16 protein-coding genes are annotated in these 17570 nt (G+C 73.3%); 6 read left to right on the top strand and 10 right to left on the bottom strand.

The genetic code is table 11. The features are described 5' to 3' along the window. Nucleotides 1-609 precede the first annotated feature (609 nt). Nucleotides 610-2667, top strand: a complete 2058-nt coding sequence (locus AC07BF_RS16030; protein ID WP_478333494.1) for a glycosyl hydrolase family 18 protein — start codon at nt 610-612, stop codon at nt 2665-2667. Nucleotides 2668-2799: 132 nt separating this feature from the next. On the opposite strand, the gene AC07BF_RS16025 is transcribed toward AC07BF_RS16030, so the two are convergent. From AC07BF_RS16025 to AC07BF_RS16000, 6 genes are all read right to left on the bottom strand, one after another. Then, on the bottom strand, nt 2800-4092 hold the full coding sequence (locus AC07BF_RS16025) for a multidrug effflux MFS transporter (protein WP_363616556.1): 1293 nt from the start codon (nt 4090-4092) through the stop codon (nt 2800-2802). A 318-nt stretch (nt 4093-4410) separates the two neighbouring features. Next, on the bottom strand, nt 4411-4893 hold the full coding sequence (locus tag AC07BF_RS16020; protein ID WP_363579474.1) for a hypothetical protein: 483 nt from the start codon (nt 4891-4893) through the stop codon (nt 4411-4413). A gap of 420 nt (nt 4894-5313) precedes the next feature. Continuing rightward, nucleotides 5314-6204 (bottom strand): alkaline phosphatase family protein, encoded by an 891-nt coding sequence (locus AC07BF_RS16015; RefSeq protein ID WP_363616554.1) that lies wholly within the window; start codon nt 6202-6204, stop codon nt 5314-5316. A gap of 128 nt (nt 6205-6332) precedes the next feature. Next, nucleotides 6333-7106 carry an ATP-grasp domain-containing protein gene (locus AC07BF_RS16010; protein ID WP_478317859.1) on the bottom strand — a complete coding sequence of 258 codons (774 nt, stop codon included), beginning with the start codon at nt 7104-7106 and terminating at the stop codon, nt 6333-6335. A 101-nt stretch (nt 7107-7207) separates the two neighbouring features. Then, the gene (locus AC07BF_RS16005; RefSeq protein WP_363579480.1) at nt 7208-7588 is read right to left on the bottom strand and encodes an ADP-ribosylation/crystallin J1; all 381 of its coding nucleotides are present in this window, start codon (nt 7586-7588) and stop codon (nt 7208-7210) included. 63 nt (nt 7589-7651) lie between these two features. Then, entirely contained in the window at nt 7652-8830 is a 1179-nt protein-coding gene (locus AC07BF_RS16000) for an acyl-CoA dehydrogenase family protein (RefSeq protein ID WP_363579482.1), read from the bottom strand. A gap of 117 nt (nt 8831-8947) precedes the next feature. Between AC07BF_RS16000 and AC07BF_RS15995 the strand changes: the two genes are divergently transcribed. Continuing rightward, nucleotides 8948-9487, top strand: coding sequence for a GNAT family N-acetyltransferase (locus AC07BF_RS15995; RefSeq protein ID WP_363579484.1), 540 nt, complete (start codon nt 8948-8950; stop codon nt 9485-9487). Nucleotides 9488-9498: 11 nt separating this feature from the next. Here the strand turns inward: AC07BF_RS15995 and AC07BF_RS15990 are convergent, their stop codons facing one another. Further along, nucleotides 9499-9807, bottom strand: coding sequence for an AzlD domain-containing protein (locus tag AC07BF_RS15990; RefSeq protein WP_400805274.1), 309 nt, complete (start codon nt 9805-9807; stop codon nt 9499-9501). Then, nucleotides 9807-10664, bottom strand: coding sequence for an AzlC family ABC transporter permease (locus tag AC07BF_RS15985; protein ID WP_400804786.1), 858 nt, complete (start codon nt 10662-10664; stop codon nt 9807-9809). Before AC07BF_RS15985 ends, AC07BF_RS15990 begins: the two co-directional genes overlap by 1 nt. 164 nt (nt 10665-10828) lie before the next feature. Between AC07BF_RS15985 and AC07BF_RS15980 the strand changes: the two genes are divergently transcribed. Beyond that, entirely contained in the window at nt 10829-11410 is a 582-nt protein-coding gene (locus tag AC07BF_RS15980) for a helix-turn-helix domain-containing protein (protein WP_363367331.1), read from the top strand. Between the two features lie 21 nt (nt 11411-11431). Here AC07BF_RS15980 and AC07BF_RS15975 read toward each other — a convergent pair whose 3' ends face one another. Beyond that, complete coding sequence (locus AC07BF_RS15975) at nt 11432-13243, bottom strand: cholesterol oxidase substrate-binding domain-containing protein (protein WP_478333493.1); 1812 nt, start codon at nt 13241-13243, stop codon at nt 11432-11434. 487 nt (nt 13244-13730) lie between these two features. Between AC07BF_RS15975 and AC07BF_RS15970 the strand changes: the two genes are divergently transcribed. Further along, on the top strand, nt 13731-14474 hold the full coding sequence (locus AC07BF_RS15970) for a carbon-nitrogen hydrolase family protein (protein WP_478333492.1): 744 nt from the start codon (nt 13731-13733) through the stop codon (nt 14472-14474). A gap of 253 nt (nt 14475-14727) precedes the next feature. After that, on the top strand, nt 14728-16134 hold the full coding sequence (locus tag AC07BF_RS15965) for a class II fumarate hydratase (protein WP_363616539.1): 1407 nt from the start codon (nt 14728-14730) through the stop codon (nt 16132-16134). A gap of 104 nt (nt 16135-16238) precedes the next feature. On the opposite strand, the gene AC07BF_RS15960 is transcribed toward AC07BF_RS15965, so the two are convergent. Then, nucleotides 16239-16709, bottom strand: coding sequence for an SPW repeat protein (locus tag AC07BF_RS15960; protein WP_063349890.1), 471 nt, complete (start codon nt 16707-16709; stop codon nt 16239-16241). 186 nt (nt 16710-16895) lie between these two features. Here AC07BF_RS15960 and AC07BF_RS15955 point away from each other — a divergent pair, with 186 nt between their 5' ends. Beyond that, on the top strand, nt 16896-17468 hold the full coding sequence (locus AC07BF_RS15955; protein ID WP_478333491.1) for a PadR family transcriptional regulator: 573 nt from the start codon (nt 16896-16898) through the stop codon (nt 17466-17468). The last annotated feature ends 102 nt before the right edge of the window (nt 17469-17570 follow it).

Genomic DNA, 17570 nt, shown 5'->3' with positions numbered 1-17570 from the left:
CCCCCCCCCCCCCTCCCCCCCCCCCCCCCCCCCCCCCCCCCCCCCCCCCCCCCCCCCCCCCCCCCCCCACGGCACCTTCGCTCTTCGGCACCTTCGCTCTTCGCCGGATCCATCCTTCGGCGCATCCGCCCTTCGGCAGCGCGGCCACCCCGCCCCACCGGCCACCTCCGCCGCACCGCCCACCTCCACAGCCCCGGCCGCACCGCGCACACCCGGCCGATCGGACGGCCCTTCGGCCACGAGGGCGGTATGTTGACGAACTGTTAGGTCTCTTGACAGACCAGTGGTCTAGTCCAACCATAAGCATGTCGATCCGACCGGGATGCACTGTGGGGGTGTGACCACCGGCGGCTGAGGCACTGCCCTGCCCTGCCTGTCCCGCACCACCCCCGCTCCGTACGGCGTGCGCACACGCGTACCCGCCACCCGCCTCCGCGCGAGTCGGTGGGCTTCCGCGCGCCCGCACATCCGGACACCCAGCAGTCCCGCACGTCCGCACACCCACACGTCCGCACGTCCGGGCCCGCGCAGCCGACCCCACACGGCCGTCGCGCCCCGATCATGCGCGCATCCCCAACGTCCCGCCCCACCACGTATGTTGGAGAATCCATGCGTCTACGCAGAACCATCCAGGCGGCCCTGACAGCCTGTGCCACGCTGGCCGCCTCGGCCGGCCTGGTCGCCGCCGGGACGGGCTCCGCCCAGGCCGCGACCCCGCTCCCCAGCCGGGTCTTCGCCCCCTACTTCGAGTCCTGGACCGGGCAGAGCCCCGCCGCCCTGGCCGCCCAGTCCGGGGCCAAGCACCTGACGATGGCGTTCCTCCAGGCCGCCACCAAGGGCTCCTGCACCCCGTACTGGAACGGCGACACCTCCAAGCCGGTCTCCTCCTCGACCTTCGGCGCCGACATCGCCACCATCCGGGCCAACGGCGGGGACGTGATCCCCTCCTTCGGCGGCTACACCGCCGACAACACCGGCACCGAACTGGCCGACAGCTGCACCGACGTCAACCAGATCGCAGCAGCCTTCGAGAACCTCGTCACCACCTACGACGTCAGCCGGATCGACCTCGACATCGAGGACAACTCGCTGACCAACACGGCCGGAATCGACCGCCGCAACAAGGCGATCAAGATCGTGCAGGACTGGGCCGTCACCAACGGGCGGAACGTCCAGTTCTCCTACACGCTGCCGACCACCACCACCGGGCTCGCCTCCAGCGGTCTCGCCGTGCTGAAGAACGCGGTCAGCAACAACGCCCGGATCGACGTCGTCAACATGATGACCTTCGACTACTACGACGGCGCCACCCACGACATGGCGGCCGACACCCAGACCTCCGCGCAGGGCCTCTACAACCAGCTCGCCAAGCTCTACCCCTCCAAGACCCCAGCCCAGCTGTGGGGTTCGATCGGGATCACCGAGATGCCCGGCATCGACGACTACGGCGCGGCCGAGACCTTCACCGTGGCCAACGCCACCACCGTCTACAACTGGGCGGTGTCGAAGGGCATCAACACACTGTCCTTCTGGGCGCTCCAGCGCGACAACGGCGGCTGCCCGGGCAAGGCGGGGGACGACTCCTGCTCCGGCATCAGCCAGAACACCTGGGACTTCACCCACATCTTCGCGCCGTTCACCAGCGGCTCGACGGTGACCAACGACTTCTCCGTGGCCGTCAACCCCAACTCCGCGACGGTCACCGCTGGTTCGTCCACGTCGGCGGCCATCGCCACGGCAGTGACGGCGGGCTCGGCGCAGAGCCTCAACCTGTCGGTCAGCGGCGCCCCGGCCGGCGTCACCGCCACCGTCACCCCCGGCAGCGTCACCGCCGGCACCGGCGCCACCCTCAACGTCACCACCACCTCGGCGGTGGCGCCCGGGAGTTACCAGCTGACGGTCACCGGCAGCGCGGCCTCCGGCAGTCACACCGGCGTCTTCACCCTGAACGTCACGGGCACCCAGCCCGGCAACGACTTCTCGGTCGCGGTGAACCCGAACTCCGGTACCGTGGCCGCTGGTTCGTCCACGTCCGCGGCCATCGCCACGGCAGTGACGGCGGGCTCGGCGCAGAGCCTCAACCTGTCGGTCAGCGGCGCCCCGGCCGGCGTCACCGCCACCGTCACCCCCGGCAGCGTCACCGCCGGCACCGGCGCCACCCTCAACATCGCCACCACCTCGGCCACCACGGCGGGCAGCTACCCGCTCACCGTGACCGCCACCGGGCCGTCCGGCACCCACACCGCCACGTACGCGCTGACCGTCACCGGGACGACCCCGCCGCCGACCGGTCTGGTCAACGGCGGTCTGGAGACCGGCAGCCTCGCCCCGTGGACCTGCCAGAGCGGCGGCGCCGTGGTCTCCACCCCGGTCCACTCCGGCTCCTACGCGCTCCAGGCGGCGGCGACCGCCGGCCAGACCGGCGAGTGCTCGCAGACCGTCACGCTGAAGGCCAACACCAGCTACACGCTGAGTGGTTGGGTGCAGGGCAACTACGCGTACCTCGGCGTCAGCGGTGACGCCACCGCCAGCTCCTGGACCAACGCCTCCGGCTGGACCAAGCTGACCGTCCCCTTCACCACCGGCGCCTCCGGCACCGTCACCGTGTACCTGCACGGCTGGTACGGCCAGGGCAACGTCTTCGGCGACGACTTCTCGATCGCCTGAGCTGCGCCCGACGGCTGACGGCTGACGGCTGACGGCCGACAGGGAACGAATGACAGATAACAGCTGACAGATTTCATCATCTGTCAGCTGTTGTCTGTTTTCTGTTTGTTGTTCGTCGCCGGTCGGCGGCCGTCAGCTCCCGGCCACCACCTCGACCTCCGCCGTTCTCATCCGCCCGGGCCGACACAGCGTCACGTACGCCGCCATCGCCAGCACCCCGCTCGCCAGGACGACCACCGCCAGCAGCACCGCCGACGGCCGGCCGCCGAGGCTGCTCAGCGGTGCGACCACCGCCCCGCACAGGAAGTTGCCGGTGCCGAGCAGTGCCGACGCCGTCCCGGCCGCCCGCGGCTCGACCAGGCTGAGCGCCTGCGCGGCCGTGTTCGGCAGGACCACACCCATGCTGCCCATCATCACGAACAACGGCGGGCAGAACCCGACCAGCCCGAAGTCCCAGACCGCCGTCAGCAGCACCAGCGCCACCCCGGCGACCACCGCCGTCGCCAGCCCGGCCAGCATCAGCCCCCGCGGGGCGAAGCGGCGCGCGAGCACCCGTCCGTTCAACTGCGTCATGACGACGATGGCCAGCGAGTTCGCCCCGAACAGCAGGCTGTAGGTCTGCGGCGAGACCTGGTACACGTGCTGAAGCACCGTGGACGACCCGCTGATGTAGCCGAACAGCGCACCGAAGGCGAAGGCGCTGGTCAGCGCCAGCCCGAGGAACGGCAGGTTGCGCAGCAACCGCCCCATCGTGCGCAGCGCCGCGCCCACCCCGCCGGTGCCCCGGTTCTGCGTCGGCAGGGTCTCGCGCAGCGCCCCGAAGGCGGCCAGGGTCAGGAGCAGCCCGAGCGCGGTCAGCGCGCCGAAGGTGCCGCGCCACGAGGTGAACCGCATCAGTTGCGCGCCGAGGATCGGGGCGAGGATCGGCGCCAGCCCGGATATCAGCGCGATGGAGGCCAGGAACCGCAGCATCGCGACGCCCTGGAAGCGGTCCCGGGCGACGGCCCGGCCGATGACCAGCCCGGCGGATCCGGCCGCGCCCTGGATGAAGCGGGCGATGATCAGCACCGTCAGGCTCGGCGCGATCACGCACACGACGCTGGCCAGGGTGTAGAGGACGAGCCCCGCGAGCAGCGGCGGGCGGCGGCCGTAGCGGTCGCTGAGCGGTCCGAAGAGCAACTGCCCGGCCGCGACCCCGAACATGGAGAAGGTGAGGGTGAGCTGGACGGCGGCCGGTTCGGCGACCAGGTCGTCGGCGATCTCGGGCAGCCCGGGCAGGTAGAGGTCGGTGGTGAGCGGGCCGAGCGCCACGAGACCGCCCAGGACGGCGATGGTGGCCCGGCCGGGGCGGGACTGGCCGGTGGTGGGGGCGGCGGAGGGAGCGGTCGACGTGTCGCCGGCAGGGCCGACGGTCGGGCCGGGCATGGGGCTCCTCACGGAACGGGGAACGGGACGGGACGGGGGCGGGACGGGTTTGTCCACGCTCCGTCCTATCGCAGCCCCGGCCGTTTCCGACAGCGGGGGTCCTCCCGCTGGTCCACCGTCGGCCACACCGGCGGCACCCGCGCACGACGACGGCCCGCCCGCACCTGTCGGTGCCCGGCGGGCCGGTCGGAGCCTGACGGCGTTCTCGGAGCCTCACGGCTTGCTCGGTGCGGGCACCCGGCGCGGTACACGGAACCCGGCGCAGCGCTTGGTGCCCGGCTCAGTGCAGGGTGCCCGGCTCAGCGCACGGAACCCGGCTCAGTGCTTGGTGGGCCGCTCCGCGCGCAGGGCCGCCTGCACCGCCGCGCCGTCCTGCCACGCGTAGAGCTGGTTGCCGGTGAGCGTCACGTTGTAGTGCCCGCAGGTGCCACTGGCCTTGGCCGCGACGCCCTCGGGGAACCAGCCGGCCTTGAGCGACAGCGGCACCGAGTGCGCGGACTTGCCGGGCAGGCCGGTGCTGCAGCCGACGGGCAGCCGGCCTTCCGGGAGGGTGGCGCGCAGCAGGCGGTCGTCGCCGGTGGTGGACATCAGGTACTTCACCGAAGAGGCGTTGTCGGGCAGCCAGGTCGGCATCGAACGGCGCTCGGCCTTGGCCTGGCTGCCGGTGTCGTAGGTGGCCTGCTCCTGGTGGCGTCCGTCGTACCACTCGGACACCCTCGGGCCGATTGCCACGGCCGCCACGGCGACGGCCATGCCGGTGCCCGCGACTCCCAGTGCGACCTTGCTCACGATGCCCTTCATGCCCGCCTGTCCTCTCCGTCTCCGGTTCCGGTCCGGTCGGCGAGGTCTGCCGCCCGGGTGTATCCATCGTGGCCCTTGCCGTCCCTCCGGAGCGTCACCACGAGGTCGCGATCTTGTCTCCATCCCACGGGGTACCGTCTCCACCTTCAGAGGTATGTCCAGCGACCCGGTCTCGGGGTTACGCGGTGGGGCGCCCAGGCTGGCACACCGTCTTCAAGTGCCGCCCGGGCCTCGATCGAGCGTCACTCAAGCCGGCCTCCGGCGCAGCCCGGCCTGCTGCACCCGGATGCATCAGCGCGCCCCTGAGGCGTCGTCGGGCCCGGGGCCGGCGACGGTGCCGGCCCCGGGTCGGATCGCTGGTCGGATCGTTGGTCAGAGCACAGGCCGGACCGCCGATCAGAGCACCGGTCAGAGCACCGGTCAGATCGGCGCCGACACCGTCTCCGGCACCGGCCGGGCGACCGGGAAGGGTCGGCCGTCGAGGGTCCAGTGCGGGTCGATGGGGCGCAGCAGCGAGGCGTACACCTGGGCGGCGACGTCCGGGTGGCGGATCTCCCCGGTGGGCGGGCCGGCCGGGATGCCGTGCCCGGCGCAGGCGACCCAGGCCGTGCGCTCCTCGACGGTGCGGCCGCCGTGGCCGCCGGCGTCGACGTGGCCGTGGTCGGTGACGACGATGACGGTCCACTGCTCGTCGGCGTGGTCGGCGCGGCCGCGGACGGCGTCGAGCAGTCGGCCGAGGCGTTCGTCGGCGGTGCGCATGGCCGCCCGGTACTCGTCGCCGCAGCCGAGGAAGTGGGCGGTCTCGTCGACGGCGCCGAGGTAGACGAAGGAGGCCTCCGGGTCGGCGGTGCCCAGGACGTGGACGGCCTCGCGGGTGACCTCCTCGTCGACGGCCTCCCAGGCTTCGGGGGTGTCCTCGGCCGGGGCGATGTACGAGAGCCGGCCGGGGGCGCGGAACAGCGGGCCGCCGGACTCGTTGATCATCAGCGGGTCCCAGCCCGCCGCGACGAAGGTGCGGCGGCGGTCGCCGCGGGCGAGCCGGGTGGCGAAGTCGGGGAACACGTCGAGCCGGTTGCCGCCGAGGTGGTTGCCCCAGACACCGTGCTTGGCGGGCTCGACGCCGGTGACGATGGTGGCCCAGCACGGCCCGGACATGGTGGGCGTGGTGTCCGCCACGGTCACCGGCACCAGGAACCCGGCCTCGGCGAGCTCCTGGAGGCGCGGCATCGGCACGTGCTCCAGGTAGTCGTGGCGGACGCCGTCGATCCCGACGACGAGCACCCGGGGGCGGGGCCACTGGGCAGCGGACATGGCGGGGGGTTCCTTTCGGTCGTGCACACCCGGCCGCGCCCGCCGAGGGCGCCGCCGACCGCGCCATGCTCCACCGCGCGCCGTACCGTCCGGCATCCACCCGCCGAACGCGGGGTGTCCGCCGGGTGTCAGGCGGCCGTACGGACGAACCGGCGGTCGGCCCGGCCGAGTTGGGAGACCGGTCCGGCGGCGCGCAGCACGACGTCCAGGACGCGGTCCGGGTCGGCGGCGTAGCAGTGCGCGAACCACGGCAGGTTCGCCTCGACGACGGCCCAGTGCTCGACCGGGTCGTAGGGGTCCGCGATCGGGCCGACGTCCAGGGCGACGGCGCTGGGCAGGGTGTCGCCGACTGCCGCGAGCAGGAGCCGGGCGAAGGCGCCGGCCTCGGCGGTCAGCGGCGCCGGGTCGAGCCGGCCGAAGCGGGCGTAGCGGCTACCGGTGAGCACCTCGCCGTCGCGGACGAACAGCCGGTACTCGGCGGCGAAGGTCACCGGCTCGCTGACCAGGACGGGCGTGTCGGGGCCGATCCGGTCGCCGGTGCGCGGCAGGCGGGTGCCGTCCGGGTAGACCGCGGGCGGGAGCGACTTGTCCGCGGGTGGCTTGACGAACGCCGGGCGGCGCAGCGTCCACGCCTCGGCGAGGGTGGTGAGCTCGATCCGGCGCCGGGTGAACTCCTCGGGCAGGCGGGTGAGCCAGTCGTCGTCGGGTTCGAGCAGGGCGAGGCCGAGCGGTCCGGCGATCCGGGCCGCGGAGAGCGGGCCGCCGTACCAGTGGACGGGCCGCCCCGCGAGGCGCTCGACCGTGGCCGGGCCGTTCAGGACGGCGGTGTCGAGGCCGCGCCGGGCGGCGGCCTGGGTGAGCAGCGCGGTGGTGCTGGTCCGCTGGGCGGAGCTGAGCAGCACGTGGTCCGAGCGCACCTCGCGCGCCGTCGCTGCCGAGTGGGGCACGGTTGCGGGCGCCCCGCCCGGGCGCACCTCACCCGGGCCCGGCGCGGCGGGGCGCGTCACGGCTGGGGGCGGAACTCGTGGACGACCTCGATGCGGCCGACGATGTTCCGGTTGAACTCCGGCAACTCCTCGGCCGGGACCCAGAGTTCGAGGATCGTACGGCCGCCCGCCCGCTGCACCGGATAGCGGGCGAGGAAGGCGGTGTCGACCTCGAAGCGGGTGACGTAGCCGACGCCGGAGGCGGGGACGTTCCAGTCGCGGGCGATGCGGATCGCGTAGTCCTCGTTGAGGACGGGGTAGAAGATCGGCTGCTCGGGCAGCCGGGGCGGCCAGGCGCGCCGGCCGGACGCCTCGACCAGGGCCAGTTCCTCGGGGCCGGTGGGGCGCCAGAGGGTGGTGGTCGGGGCGGTGCCGGGCGTGGTGGGCTTGCTGTTCACGGTGGGCACGGTAGCCGGGCCGCGACGGCCCCGGCCACCGGAATTCCCGAGGTGGACGGCCCGTCAGTGGTAGGCGGACTCGCCGGTGATGGCCTCGCCCAGGATCAGGGTGTGGATCTCGCTGGTGCCCTCGTAGGTGAGCACCGACTCCAGGTTGTTGGCGTGCCGCAGCACCGGGTACTCGGTGGTGATGCCGTTGGCCCCGAGGACGGTCCGGGCGCTGCGGGCGATCTCCAGCGCCGTGCGGACGTTGTTGAGCTTGCCGAAGCTGACGTGCGGCGGGCGGGCCGCGCCCTCCTCCTTGAGCCGGCCGATCCGCAGGGCGACCAGGTAGGCCTTCTCCACCTCCAGCATCATCTCGACGAGCTTGTGCTGGGTGAGCTGGAATCCGGCGATCGGGCGGCCGAACTGGATCCGGCTCTTCGCGTAGTCGAGGGCGGCGGTGTAACAGTCGCGGGCGGCGCCGACGGTGCCCCAGAGGATGCCGTAGCGGGCCTCGTTGAGGGAGGAGAGCGGTCCGCGCAGGCCTGTGACGCCCGGCAGGACGGCGTCGGCGGGCAGGACCACCTCGTCGAAGGCGAGTTCGCTCGTGACGGAGGCGCGCAGGGAGAGCTTGCCGTGCACGTCGGTGGCGGTCAGGCCGCGCGCTCCGCGCTCGACCAGGAAGCCACGCACGCCCTCCTCGGTCTGCGCCCAGACGACGGCGACGTCGGCGATGCTGCCGTTGGTGATCCACATCTTGCTGCCGGAGAGCACCCAGTCGCCGCCCTTGCGCACCGCGCGGGTCCGCATGTTCGCCGGGTCGGAGCCGAAGTCCGGCTCGGTGAGGGCGAAGCAGCCGATCAGCTCACCCGCGGCCATGCCGGGCAGCCAACGCTGCTTCTGCTCCTCGGAACCGAAGGCGTGGATCGAGCGCATCGCGAGCGAGCCCTGCACCGAGACGAAGCTGCGCAGCCCGGAGTCGGCCGCCTCCAGCTCCATGCAGGCGACCCCGTACGCCACCGCGCCGGCGCCCGCGCAGCCGTAGCCGTCGAGGTGCATGCCGAGCACGCCGAGGGCGCCGAGTTCGGGGGCGAGTTCGCGGGCCGGGAAGACGCCGCGCTCGAACCAGTCGCCGATGTGCGGGCGGATCCGCTCCTCGGTGAACCTCCGGACGGTGTCACGGATCAGCCGCTCCTCGTCGGAGAGCAGGTCGCCGACGGCGAGCAGGTCGGACGGGTCGATCCGGGTCGGCTTCGTCATCGAAGCTCCTTGTAGTGTCGGCGGGATATCGACGGGATCCCGGTCTCGGCGCGGTACCGGCGAGTATGGCGCAACCGCCCGGACGGTGGGCGGGCGCGAGCGAGTGAGGAAGACGACATGGCGGGCGAGGCGTACGCGGTCGGTCAGGTGACGGCGGAGGAGTTGGACGGCGCGGCGGAGGAACTGGCCGGGCTGCTGGTCGACACCGTCCACGGTGGCGGGTCGCTCGGCTTCCTCGCACCGCTGGGGCGGGCCGAGGCCGTCGCGTGGTGGCGGGCGCTCGCCCCGGAGGTCGCGGCGGAGCGGCTGCTGCTGTGGACGGTCCGGGCGGAGGCCGACGGGCGGCTCGCCGGGACGATCCAGCTGCGCCCGGCGGTGCCCGCGAACGGGCGGCACCGGGGCGAGGTCGCCAAGCTGATGGTGCACCCGGCGGACCGGGGGCAGCGGCTGGCCGGGCGGCTGCTGGCGGTGCTGGAGGAGCGGGCGGCCGAGCTGGGGCTTCGGCTGCTGGTGCTGGACACCGAGACGGACAGCCCGGCCGAGCGGCTGTACGAGGCGGCCGGGTGGACGCGGGTCGGTTCGGTGCCGGACTACGCGACCGACCCCTCGGGGCGCGCGCACCCGACGACGATCTTCTTCAAGGCGCTGGGCGGCTGACGGACCGCCCTTCACCCCACCCCGCACAGCCGCAGCAGCGCCGTCGCCGCCGCGCCCGCGACCACCACCGCCGGAAACGGCGCCCGCCGCAGCGCGAGCACACCGGCGACCAGGACGCCCGCCGGGCGGGCCCAACCGGCGAAGCCCTGGCCCTGAGTGAGGGCGCCGGTGGCGACCAGGGCGACCAGCAGTACGGCCGCGGCGACGGCGAGCAGGTGCCGCACGCGCTCCGAGAGGGCGAGCCGGTGGCCGAGGAGCGGCCCGGCGAGGCGGAAGGCGTACGTCCCGACGGCCAGCAGCAGCACGGCGTACAACGGCATCATCGGGCTTCCTCCCGCTCGATCACCGGGACGCCCGGCTCCTCGACCGACGCCCCCTTCCGCGACTCCCGCGACTCCCGCGAGTTCCGCGAGTTCTGCGAGTTCTGCGGCTCCCGCACCTCACGACCCTCCCGCACCTCACGACCGTCACGGCCCTCGCGACCGTCACGGCCCTCGCGACCCTCGCGCGTTCCGGGCCGCCCGGCGAACAACAGCCCGACGAGGGCGAGCAGGACGGGCAGCCCCGCCGGGACGAACGGCGTGGCCGCGACCGCGACGACGGCGCCTGCCACGGCGGCGGTACGGACGCGGCGGTCCGCGAGCGAGGGCAGCACGAGCGCGAGCAGCACGGCGGGGAAGGCCGCGTCGAGGCCCAGCGCGTCCGTGTCCCCGATCAGCCCGCCGGCCAGGGCCCCGAGGACCACCGAGACGTTCCACACCACGAACAACGCCAGTCCGCAGAGCCAGAAAGCGGCCCGTCGCCGTCGCCCGTCGTCCTGCCGCAGGACGAACGCGGCGGTCTCGTCGGTGATCAGCTGCGCGCCGAACACCCGCCGCCACCACGGGCCGTCGAGCACGTCGGCCACGGCGAAGCCGAAGGGCAGCAGCCGGGCGTTGAGCACCAGTCCGGTGGCGACGGCGGCGAGCGCACCGCCGCCGGACAGCACCACGCCGACCGCCGCGAACTGGGAGCCGCCCGCGAAGACGAGGACGGAGAGCGCGACCGGCACCCACAGGGGCAGGCCGCCGGAGGCGCTGATCGCGCCGAAGGAGGCGCCGACGAGCGCGTCGGCGAGGCAGACGAGAGCGATGTCCCGAAGGGTGGCACGCTCCAGTGTTCGGAGTGGCGAACGCATGTCCACCAGCCTGAACCCAACGCCCGCCGTTCGTCAAGGCGAACGATTGGACCGACAGGGCGAACGGCAGGCGGATGCGGACAGCCGCCCTCACGAGTGGCAGCATGAACGGCACCAGCCGCACGGGAGCCGGAGAAGGAGCCAGGAGAGCGTGAGTGGCAAGCATGAGTGACCGGACCACCCCGAGCGCGGGTTCCGGCGCGGACCTGATCGGCCTGATCTCCGTCTCCATCCGGCGCGAGCGCGAACGCGGCGGGCTGTCGATGGCGGAGCTGGCCCGGCGCGCGGGCATCGCCAAGTCGACGCTCTCCCAGCTGGAGTCGGGCGCGGGCAACCCGAGCGTGGAGACGCTCTGGGCCCTCGCCGTCGCACTGAACGTGCCGTTCAGCCGCCTGGTCGACCCCCCGCGCCCGGCGGTCAAGGTGATCCGGGCCGGCGAGGGCCCGGTGACCCACTCCGAGCGCGCCGACTACGCGGCGACCGTGTTGTCCTCCTGCCCGCCGAACGCCCGGCGCGACATCTACCGGATCGAGGCGCAGCCGGGCGAGACCCGGGCCTCCGACCCGCACATGCCCGGCACCGTCGAGCACGTGCTGGTCGGCTCGGGCCGGGCGCTGGCCGGGCCGACGGAGGCCCCGGTCGAGCTGGGCCCGGGCGACTACGTGAGCTACCCGGGCGACGCCCCGCACGTCTTCCGCGCGCTGGCGCCGGACACCCTCGCGGTGATCGTCATGGAACACATCTGACGGCTCGCCAGATATGCTCCACTACTTCAACAGCCCGTCCAGGAAGGGGTTTCCGAACACCCGGTGCGGGTCGTGCCGGTCCAGGACGGCGACCGCCTCATCCCAGCCCGGCCCGCCGCCGTCGCGCAGGCTCGCGGGGATGACCCGACCGATCAGGTCCGGGTCGGACCAGGCCGCGTCGGCGGTGTACGCCCAACCCTTGGACCACTCGACCCGCAGGCCCGCCCGGGTGCCGTCGAAGGTGTGCAGCAGCCACTGCTCCAGGTCGCGGGCGAAGCGTTCCAGCCCCGGGGTACCGGGGAAGGCCAGGACGTCGAGCCAGACCGCGGTGTCCCACTCCGGACGGTCCGCCCGAGGACGCAGCGCGGACAGCAGCGGCGGCCGCGCGCCGGGGACGCCGGAGGAGGTCGGGTCGTCCACGCCGGTGACCCGGATCTCCACCGCGCCGTTCACCGGGAACTCCCCTCGGGCCTGGTAGTCGGCGAGCAACTTCCGGTAGTAGGCGGCGAATTCGCTGACCACCCACTGGATGTCGGCACGCTTGGCGAGGACCGCGTAGCCGTTGGCAGTGACCCGCAGGGTGGTGGGCCGGACGTACTGCAGCAGGCTGCGCGACGGGCCCCAGAGGTCGGAGCGCAGGCCGCCGGCGAGCAGGTGGGTGATCAGGTCGCCGCTGAGCAGGTCGCGGAGCAGCCCGCCGGAGAGGAGGACGTCCGTGAGGTCGCCGGTGAGCGCCACCTTGGCGATCAGGTACTGGAGTTGGCCGAACAGCGGGGCCGATCCCCAGGCGCCGGCGACGATCTGGCCGGCGAGCCGGGCGACCGGTTCCGGAATGCTGTCCGAGAAGGGGTAGTTGTAGGGCTGGTCGACGGGCAGGGAGCCCAGCGGTTTGGCCGGGGCGACGCTCCAGGTCTTCAGCCAGGGGTACTCGGTGTAGGCGAACCAGATCGCCTCGACCCGGCCGTCGCGCTCGACGAAGTCGGCGAGGGTGCGCGGGCCGCCACCGCCGAGCAGGCCACCCAGGAGCCCACCGCCGCCGCCTCCGGTGCCGGGGCGGGCGAACAGTTCGGTGGCCGGGATGTCGAGACGGCTGACGCAGCGCAGCGGCCGGTCCGCGCCGGCCCGCAGCACGACTTCGGTGAGGAAGGCGCGGCCCAGGTGCACGAGGAAGGCGGCGCTGTCGGCCTCGGCGCGCTCGAAGGTGCGCAGCGTGTAGCGGCCGGTGGCCGGGTCGAGGACGACGGCGGTGAGCCGGACGACCTGGTTGCTGACCGAGCCGTAGCCGTGCCCCTCCGGCCGGAGTTCGTGGGCGGCGGGTACGGCGGTGCCGTGGCCACCGATGGCGAGCACCCCGCCGACGGTCAGTTCGCCGGGTGCCGGGCACGCGGTCAGACCGAGGCCCCGGTCGGCCAGGTGGGCGAGCAGGTCCTCCATGGTGGCGCCGGTCTGGACCCGGACGGTGGTCGGCGAGTCGGCGGTCATCGCGGTGAGGTGGCGGCTGGTGTCCACGAGCAGGACGCGGGCGCTGTCCGGGGTCCCGTTGGCGACGGTGAGCGGCGCCCAGGTGTGCCGGTAGCCGGTGGCGCGCAGGCGCCAGCCGTTGGCGTGCGCCCAGTCGGCGAGCGCCGGTACCTCCTCCGGTGTGCGGGGCGCGCAGGTCCACAGCTGGTCGGTGCGGATCTCGCCGGACCAGTTCTGGAAGACCCGCTGGTACAGCTCGGTGCCGGCGGGCAGGCCGGGCGGCACCGGGGTGGCCGCCTCGGCGCTGTCCGGGCCGATGGTGCCGCGCAGCAGCCAGGCCGCGCCGCCCAGGGCGGCCGAGGCGCCGAGCATCTGCCGCCTGGTGAGCCCGCCGCCCCTGGCGTTTCCACGGCGCTTCCCGTGGCCCGTCTGCGGAGCCGCGCCCGGGGCCGTCCTCGACTCCACCCCCGGGTCGGTCCCCCTGCGGTCTTCCGTGCCCCCGGCCATGCCCCGCCCTGTCGTCGTCATGAGTCCGCCCCCACTAGCCGGTCACCCGCGCCGAGCGGCGGTGATGCCGCACGGCGATGATGCCAAGCAGCGGCGATCAGGGTGGGGCCGGTGTGAATCCGGCCCAGGCAGGAGCGTACGAAGTGGCGTACGGCAGTTTGAAGCACTCCACGCAGCTATTCATCCATTCGGGTGATCATGCCCCGGGCCGGCGCCCGCTCCCGGCACAGCGCAGAGCGGTACGTGCGTCCGCCCCGGCCGCCTCCCTCCCGGCTGCCACGCGAAACCCTTGTCCACCGCCCGGACCTGCGCATACGTTGATCTTTTCCACCTCGCGCCCGGAGGCACCGCCATGCCCGCACCCCTGATCGCCGCCGCCACCGTCACCGTGGCCGTCGCCCAGCCCGCCTGCGCCGACGCCGGCCGCCCGGACACCGTGGCCGTGAACGTCGAACGGCACGCGCAGGCGGTACGGGAGGCCGCCGCGCGCCTGGTGGTGTTCCCCGAGCTGTCCCTGACCGGGTACGACCTGGCCGCGCCCGCGCTCGGCCCGGCCGATCCGCGCCTCGCCCCGCTGGTCGCCGCCTGCGCCGCGACCGGCACGACCGCCCTGGTCGGCGCGCCGGTCACCGAGCCCGGCGGGGGCGAGTCCATCGCCACCCTGGCCGTCACCGGCGAAGGCGCCGTCGTCGTGTGCCGGAAGACGCGGCTGCACGGCGCCGAGGACGACCGGTTCACCCCCGGCGACGGGCCCGCCGTCCTGGAGCTGGACGGCCTGCGGTTCGGCCTCGCGATCTGCGCCGACGCCGCCGATCCCACGCACGCCGAGGAGACCGCCGCGCTCGGCATCGACGCCTATGTCGCCTCCACCCTGTACGGCGCGGGGCCCGCGCAGGCCGCCCGCCGCGACGGGCACCTCCGCGACCGCGCCGCCGCCCACGGGGTGTGGGCCGTGCTGGCCACTTCCGCCGGGGCGAGCGGCGAGCAGCCGCAGACCTCGGGCGGCTCCGGCTTCTGGGCGCCGGGCGGCGCCCTGGTCGCCCAGGCCGGCACCGCGCCGGGCGAACTCGTCCGCGCCGAGCTGCCCCGGCGGTAACGACGGGGGCGGCCCGGCGGACGCGGCGGTGACCACGGACACGGCCCGGCGGACGCGACGGTGACCACGGACACGGCCCGGCGGACGCGGCCCGACCGTCACCGTGGACGCGACCGGGCCGGAACGGCGAGCGTGGCCGGGCTGCGACAACCGGATGCGGCCGGGCGGAAATACCCGGGGCCCACGCGCGGCTGTGGTGATCGGAGACCGCTCGGGGCCGGACCACCGGCCCGTTCAGGAGGTGCAGCGCGTGATGGGTGACGAGCAGGAGAACCAGCGGGAGTACCGCGTCGAGCACGACTCGATGGGCGAGGTCCGGGTGCCGGCCGCCGCGAAGTGGCAGGCGCAGACGCAGCGGGCGGTGGAGAACTTCCCGGTGTCCGGCCAGCGGCTGGAGCGCGCGCACATCGCCGCGCTGGCCGGGATCAAGGCCGCAGCGGCCCGGGTGAACGCCCGCCTCGGCGTCCTGGACGAGGACACGGCGGCGGCGATCGCGGCGGCGGCCGAGGAGGTCGCCGAAGGGCGGTGGGACGACGAGTTCCCGGTGGACGTGTTCCAGACCGGTTCGGGCACCTCGTCCAACATGAACGCCAACGAGGTGATCGCCACCCTGGCCGCCGAGCGGCTGGGCCGCCCGGTCCACCCGAACGACCACGTGAACGCCAGCCAGTCGTCCAACGACGTCTTCCCGTCCTCGATCCACATCGCCGCCACCGCCGCCGTCACGCACGACCTGATCCCGGCGCTGGAGCACCTGGCGGAGGCGCTGGAGCGCAAGGCCGCCGAGTTCGCGCAGGTGGTCAAGTCGGGCCGGACGCACCTGATGGACGCCACGCCGGTCACCCTCGGCCAGGAGTTCGGCGGCTACGCCGCCCAGGTCCGGCACGGGCGGGAGCGGCTGCTGGCGACGCTCCCCAGGGTCGCCGAACTGCCCCTCGGCGGCACGGCGGTGGGCACCGGGATCAACACCCCGCCGGGCTTCCCGGCGGCGGTGATCGAGGAGGTCGCCCGCACCACCGGCCTGCCGCTCACCGAGGCGCGGGACCACTTCGAGGCGCAGGGCGCCCGCGACTCCCTGGTCGAGCTGAGCGGGCAACTGCGCACGGTGGCCGTCGGATTCACGAAGATCGCGAACGACCTGCGATGGATGGGCTCGGGCCCGCGCACCGGCCTCGGCGAGATCAACCTGCCGGACCTGCAACCCGGTTCGTCGATCATGCCGGGCAAGGTGAACCCGGTGCTCCCCGAGGTGGTGCTGATGGTCGCCGCCCAGGTGGTCGGCAACGACGCGACGGTCACCCTGGCCGGCGCGAGCGGCAACTTCGAGCTGAACGTGATGCTCCCGGTACTCGCCCGCAACGTGCTGGAGTCGGTGCGGCTGCTCGCCAACAGCGCCCGCCTGCTGGCGGACCGGACGGTGGACGGCATCACCGCCAACGTCGAACGGGCCCGGGAGTACGCGGAGTCCTCCCCCTCGGTGGTCACCCCGCTGAACCGCTACCTCGGGTACGAGGAGGCGGCGAAGGTCGCCAAGCGGGCGCTGGCCGAGCGGAAGACGATCCGACAGGTCGTGCTGGAGCACGGCTACGTGGAACAGGGCAAGCTCACCCGTGCGCAGCTCGACGAGGCCCTCGACGTCCTGCGGATGACCCGCCCGTGACGGCCACCGACCCGCCCGTGACGGCCGCGGCTCCCTGACGACGTGCGCCGGGGCGCGGAGGACGGTTCGGCCCTCCACGCCCCGGACGCGGGCTGTCAGTGACGTCAGCCCTTGGCGCGGCCGGCGCGGCCGAGTCGCATCGCTGCTCCGTTCGCCGTGATCGTGGCCATCGAGATCGCCGCGAGACCGAGCAGGAACATCACGGCACCGACGATGACGCAGGTGACGATGTTCCTGCCCTGCGCGGCCGATCCGGAGACGAGCCAGGGGGAGACGATCGTCCACGCGCCGAGCACGGTGGCCGCCCAGGCCCTCGCGTGGGTGCGCTCGTAGGCCGACCCGTATCCCGCCATCAGCACGCAGTAGGCCAGGCCGACGATCAGGCAGGTCACGGTCAGCGTGTTGAAGGCGGTGAAGCCGACGATCCATGGCGATGCCGCCAGGAAGAGGCCCGCCAGCACGGCCAGGGCCTCCGTGGCCTGGGCGCGCGGGGTCGAGGTGATCCGCTCGTAGTGCTCCCGTAGTTCGACGATGTCCGGGTGATGCTCCATGCCCATCGGAATCTGGGTAGACACCGATACCACCTCCTATGGTTCGGAACATGGAGGGCGCTTGCCCCGTACCCATTCTGGCGCTTCTCCGACGATTTGCGCCTTTTGGCCGTAAATGCTCGATAACCATCCGATCACGCCGGTGACCTGCGTCTCACCACTCCGGACCCCCATTGCCTATGCAATTCGTTGCATAGGAGGATGCCGAACATGGCACTGGAGCACGCGATCCTCGTCTCACTGCTGGAGCAGCCGGGCTCGGGCTACGAACTGGCCCGGCGCTTCGACCGCTCCATCGGGCGCTTCTGGACCGCCACCCACCAGCAGATCTACAAGGTGCTGCGGCGGATGGAGGCCGACGGCTGGGTCGCCGCCGAAGAGGTCGCCCAGGACGGCCGGCCGGACAAGAAGGTCTACTCGGCGGCCGACGCCGGACGGGCCGTGCTCGCCGACTGGCTGCGCGAACCGGTCGAGCCGGAGTCCGTCCGACACGAGCTCGCGGTCAAGATCCGCGCCGCCGCCTTCGACGACCCGGCCGCGCTGATCTCCGAGGTCGAACGGCACCGCGAGAGCCACGCCGCCCTGCTCGCCCGCTACCTGCACGGCGAGCAGCGCGACTTCCCCGACCTCACCGCGCTCGACACCCAGCAGGAGCTCCAGCACGTGGTGCTGCGCGGCGGCATCGAGTACGAGCGGATGACCCTCGCCTGGCTCGACGACGTGCTCGCCACCCTGCACCGCCTCGCCGCGGATGGCAGGTCACAGATAATGGGTGACAGATAACAGAATCTGAACGCTGAAATCTGAAATCTGTCAGTTGTCATCTGTTCACTGTTCGCCGCCACCCGCCGGCCACCACCCGCCGCCTCCTCACCCGCCACCCCT

This window comes from Kitasatospora sp. NPDC043950, from assembly GCF_056435345.1.
The sequence above is the reverse complement of the archived record's forward strand: the minus strand, read 5'-3'. Positions and strand labels throughout refer to the sequence as shown.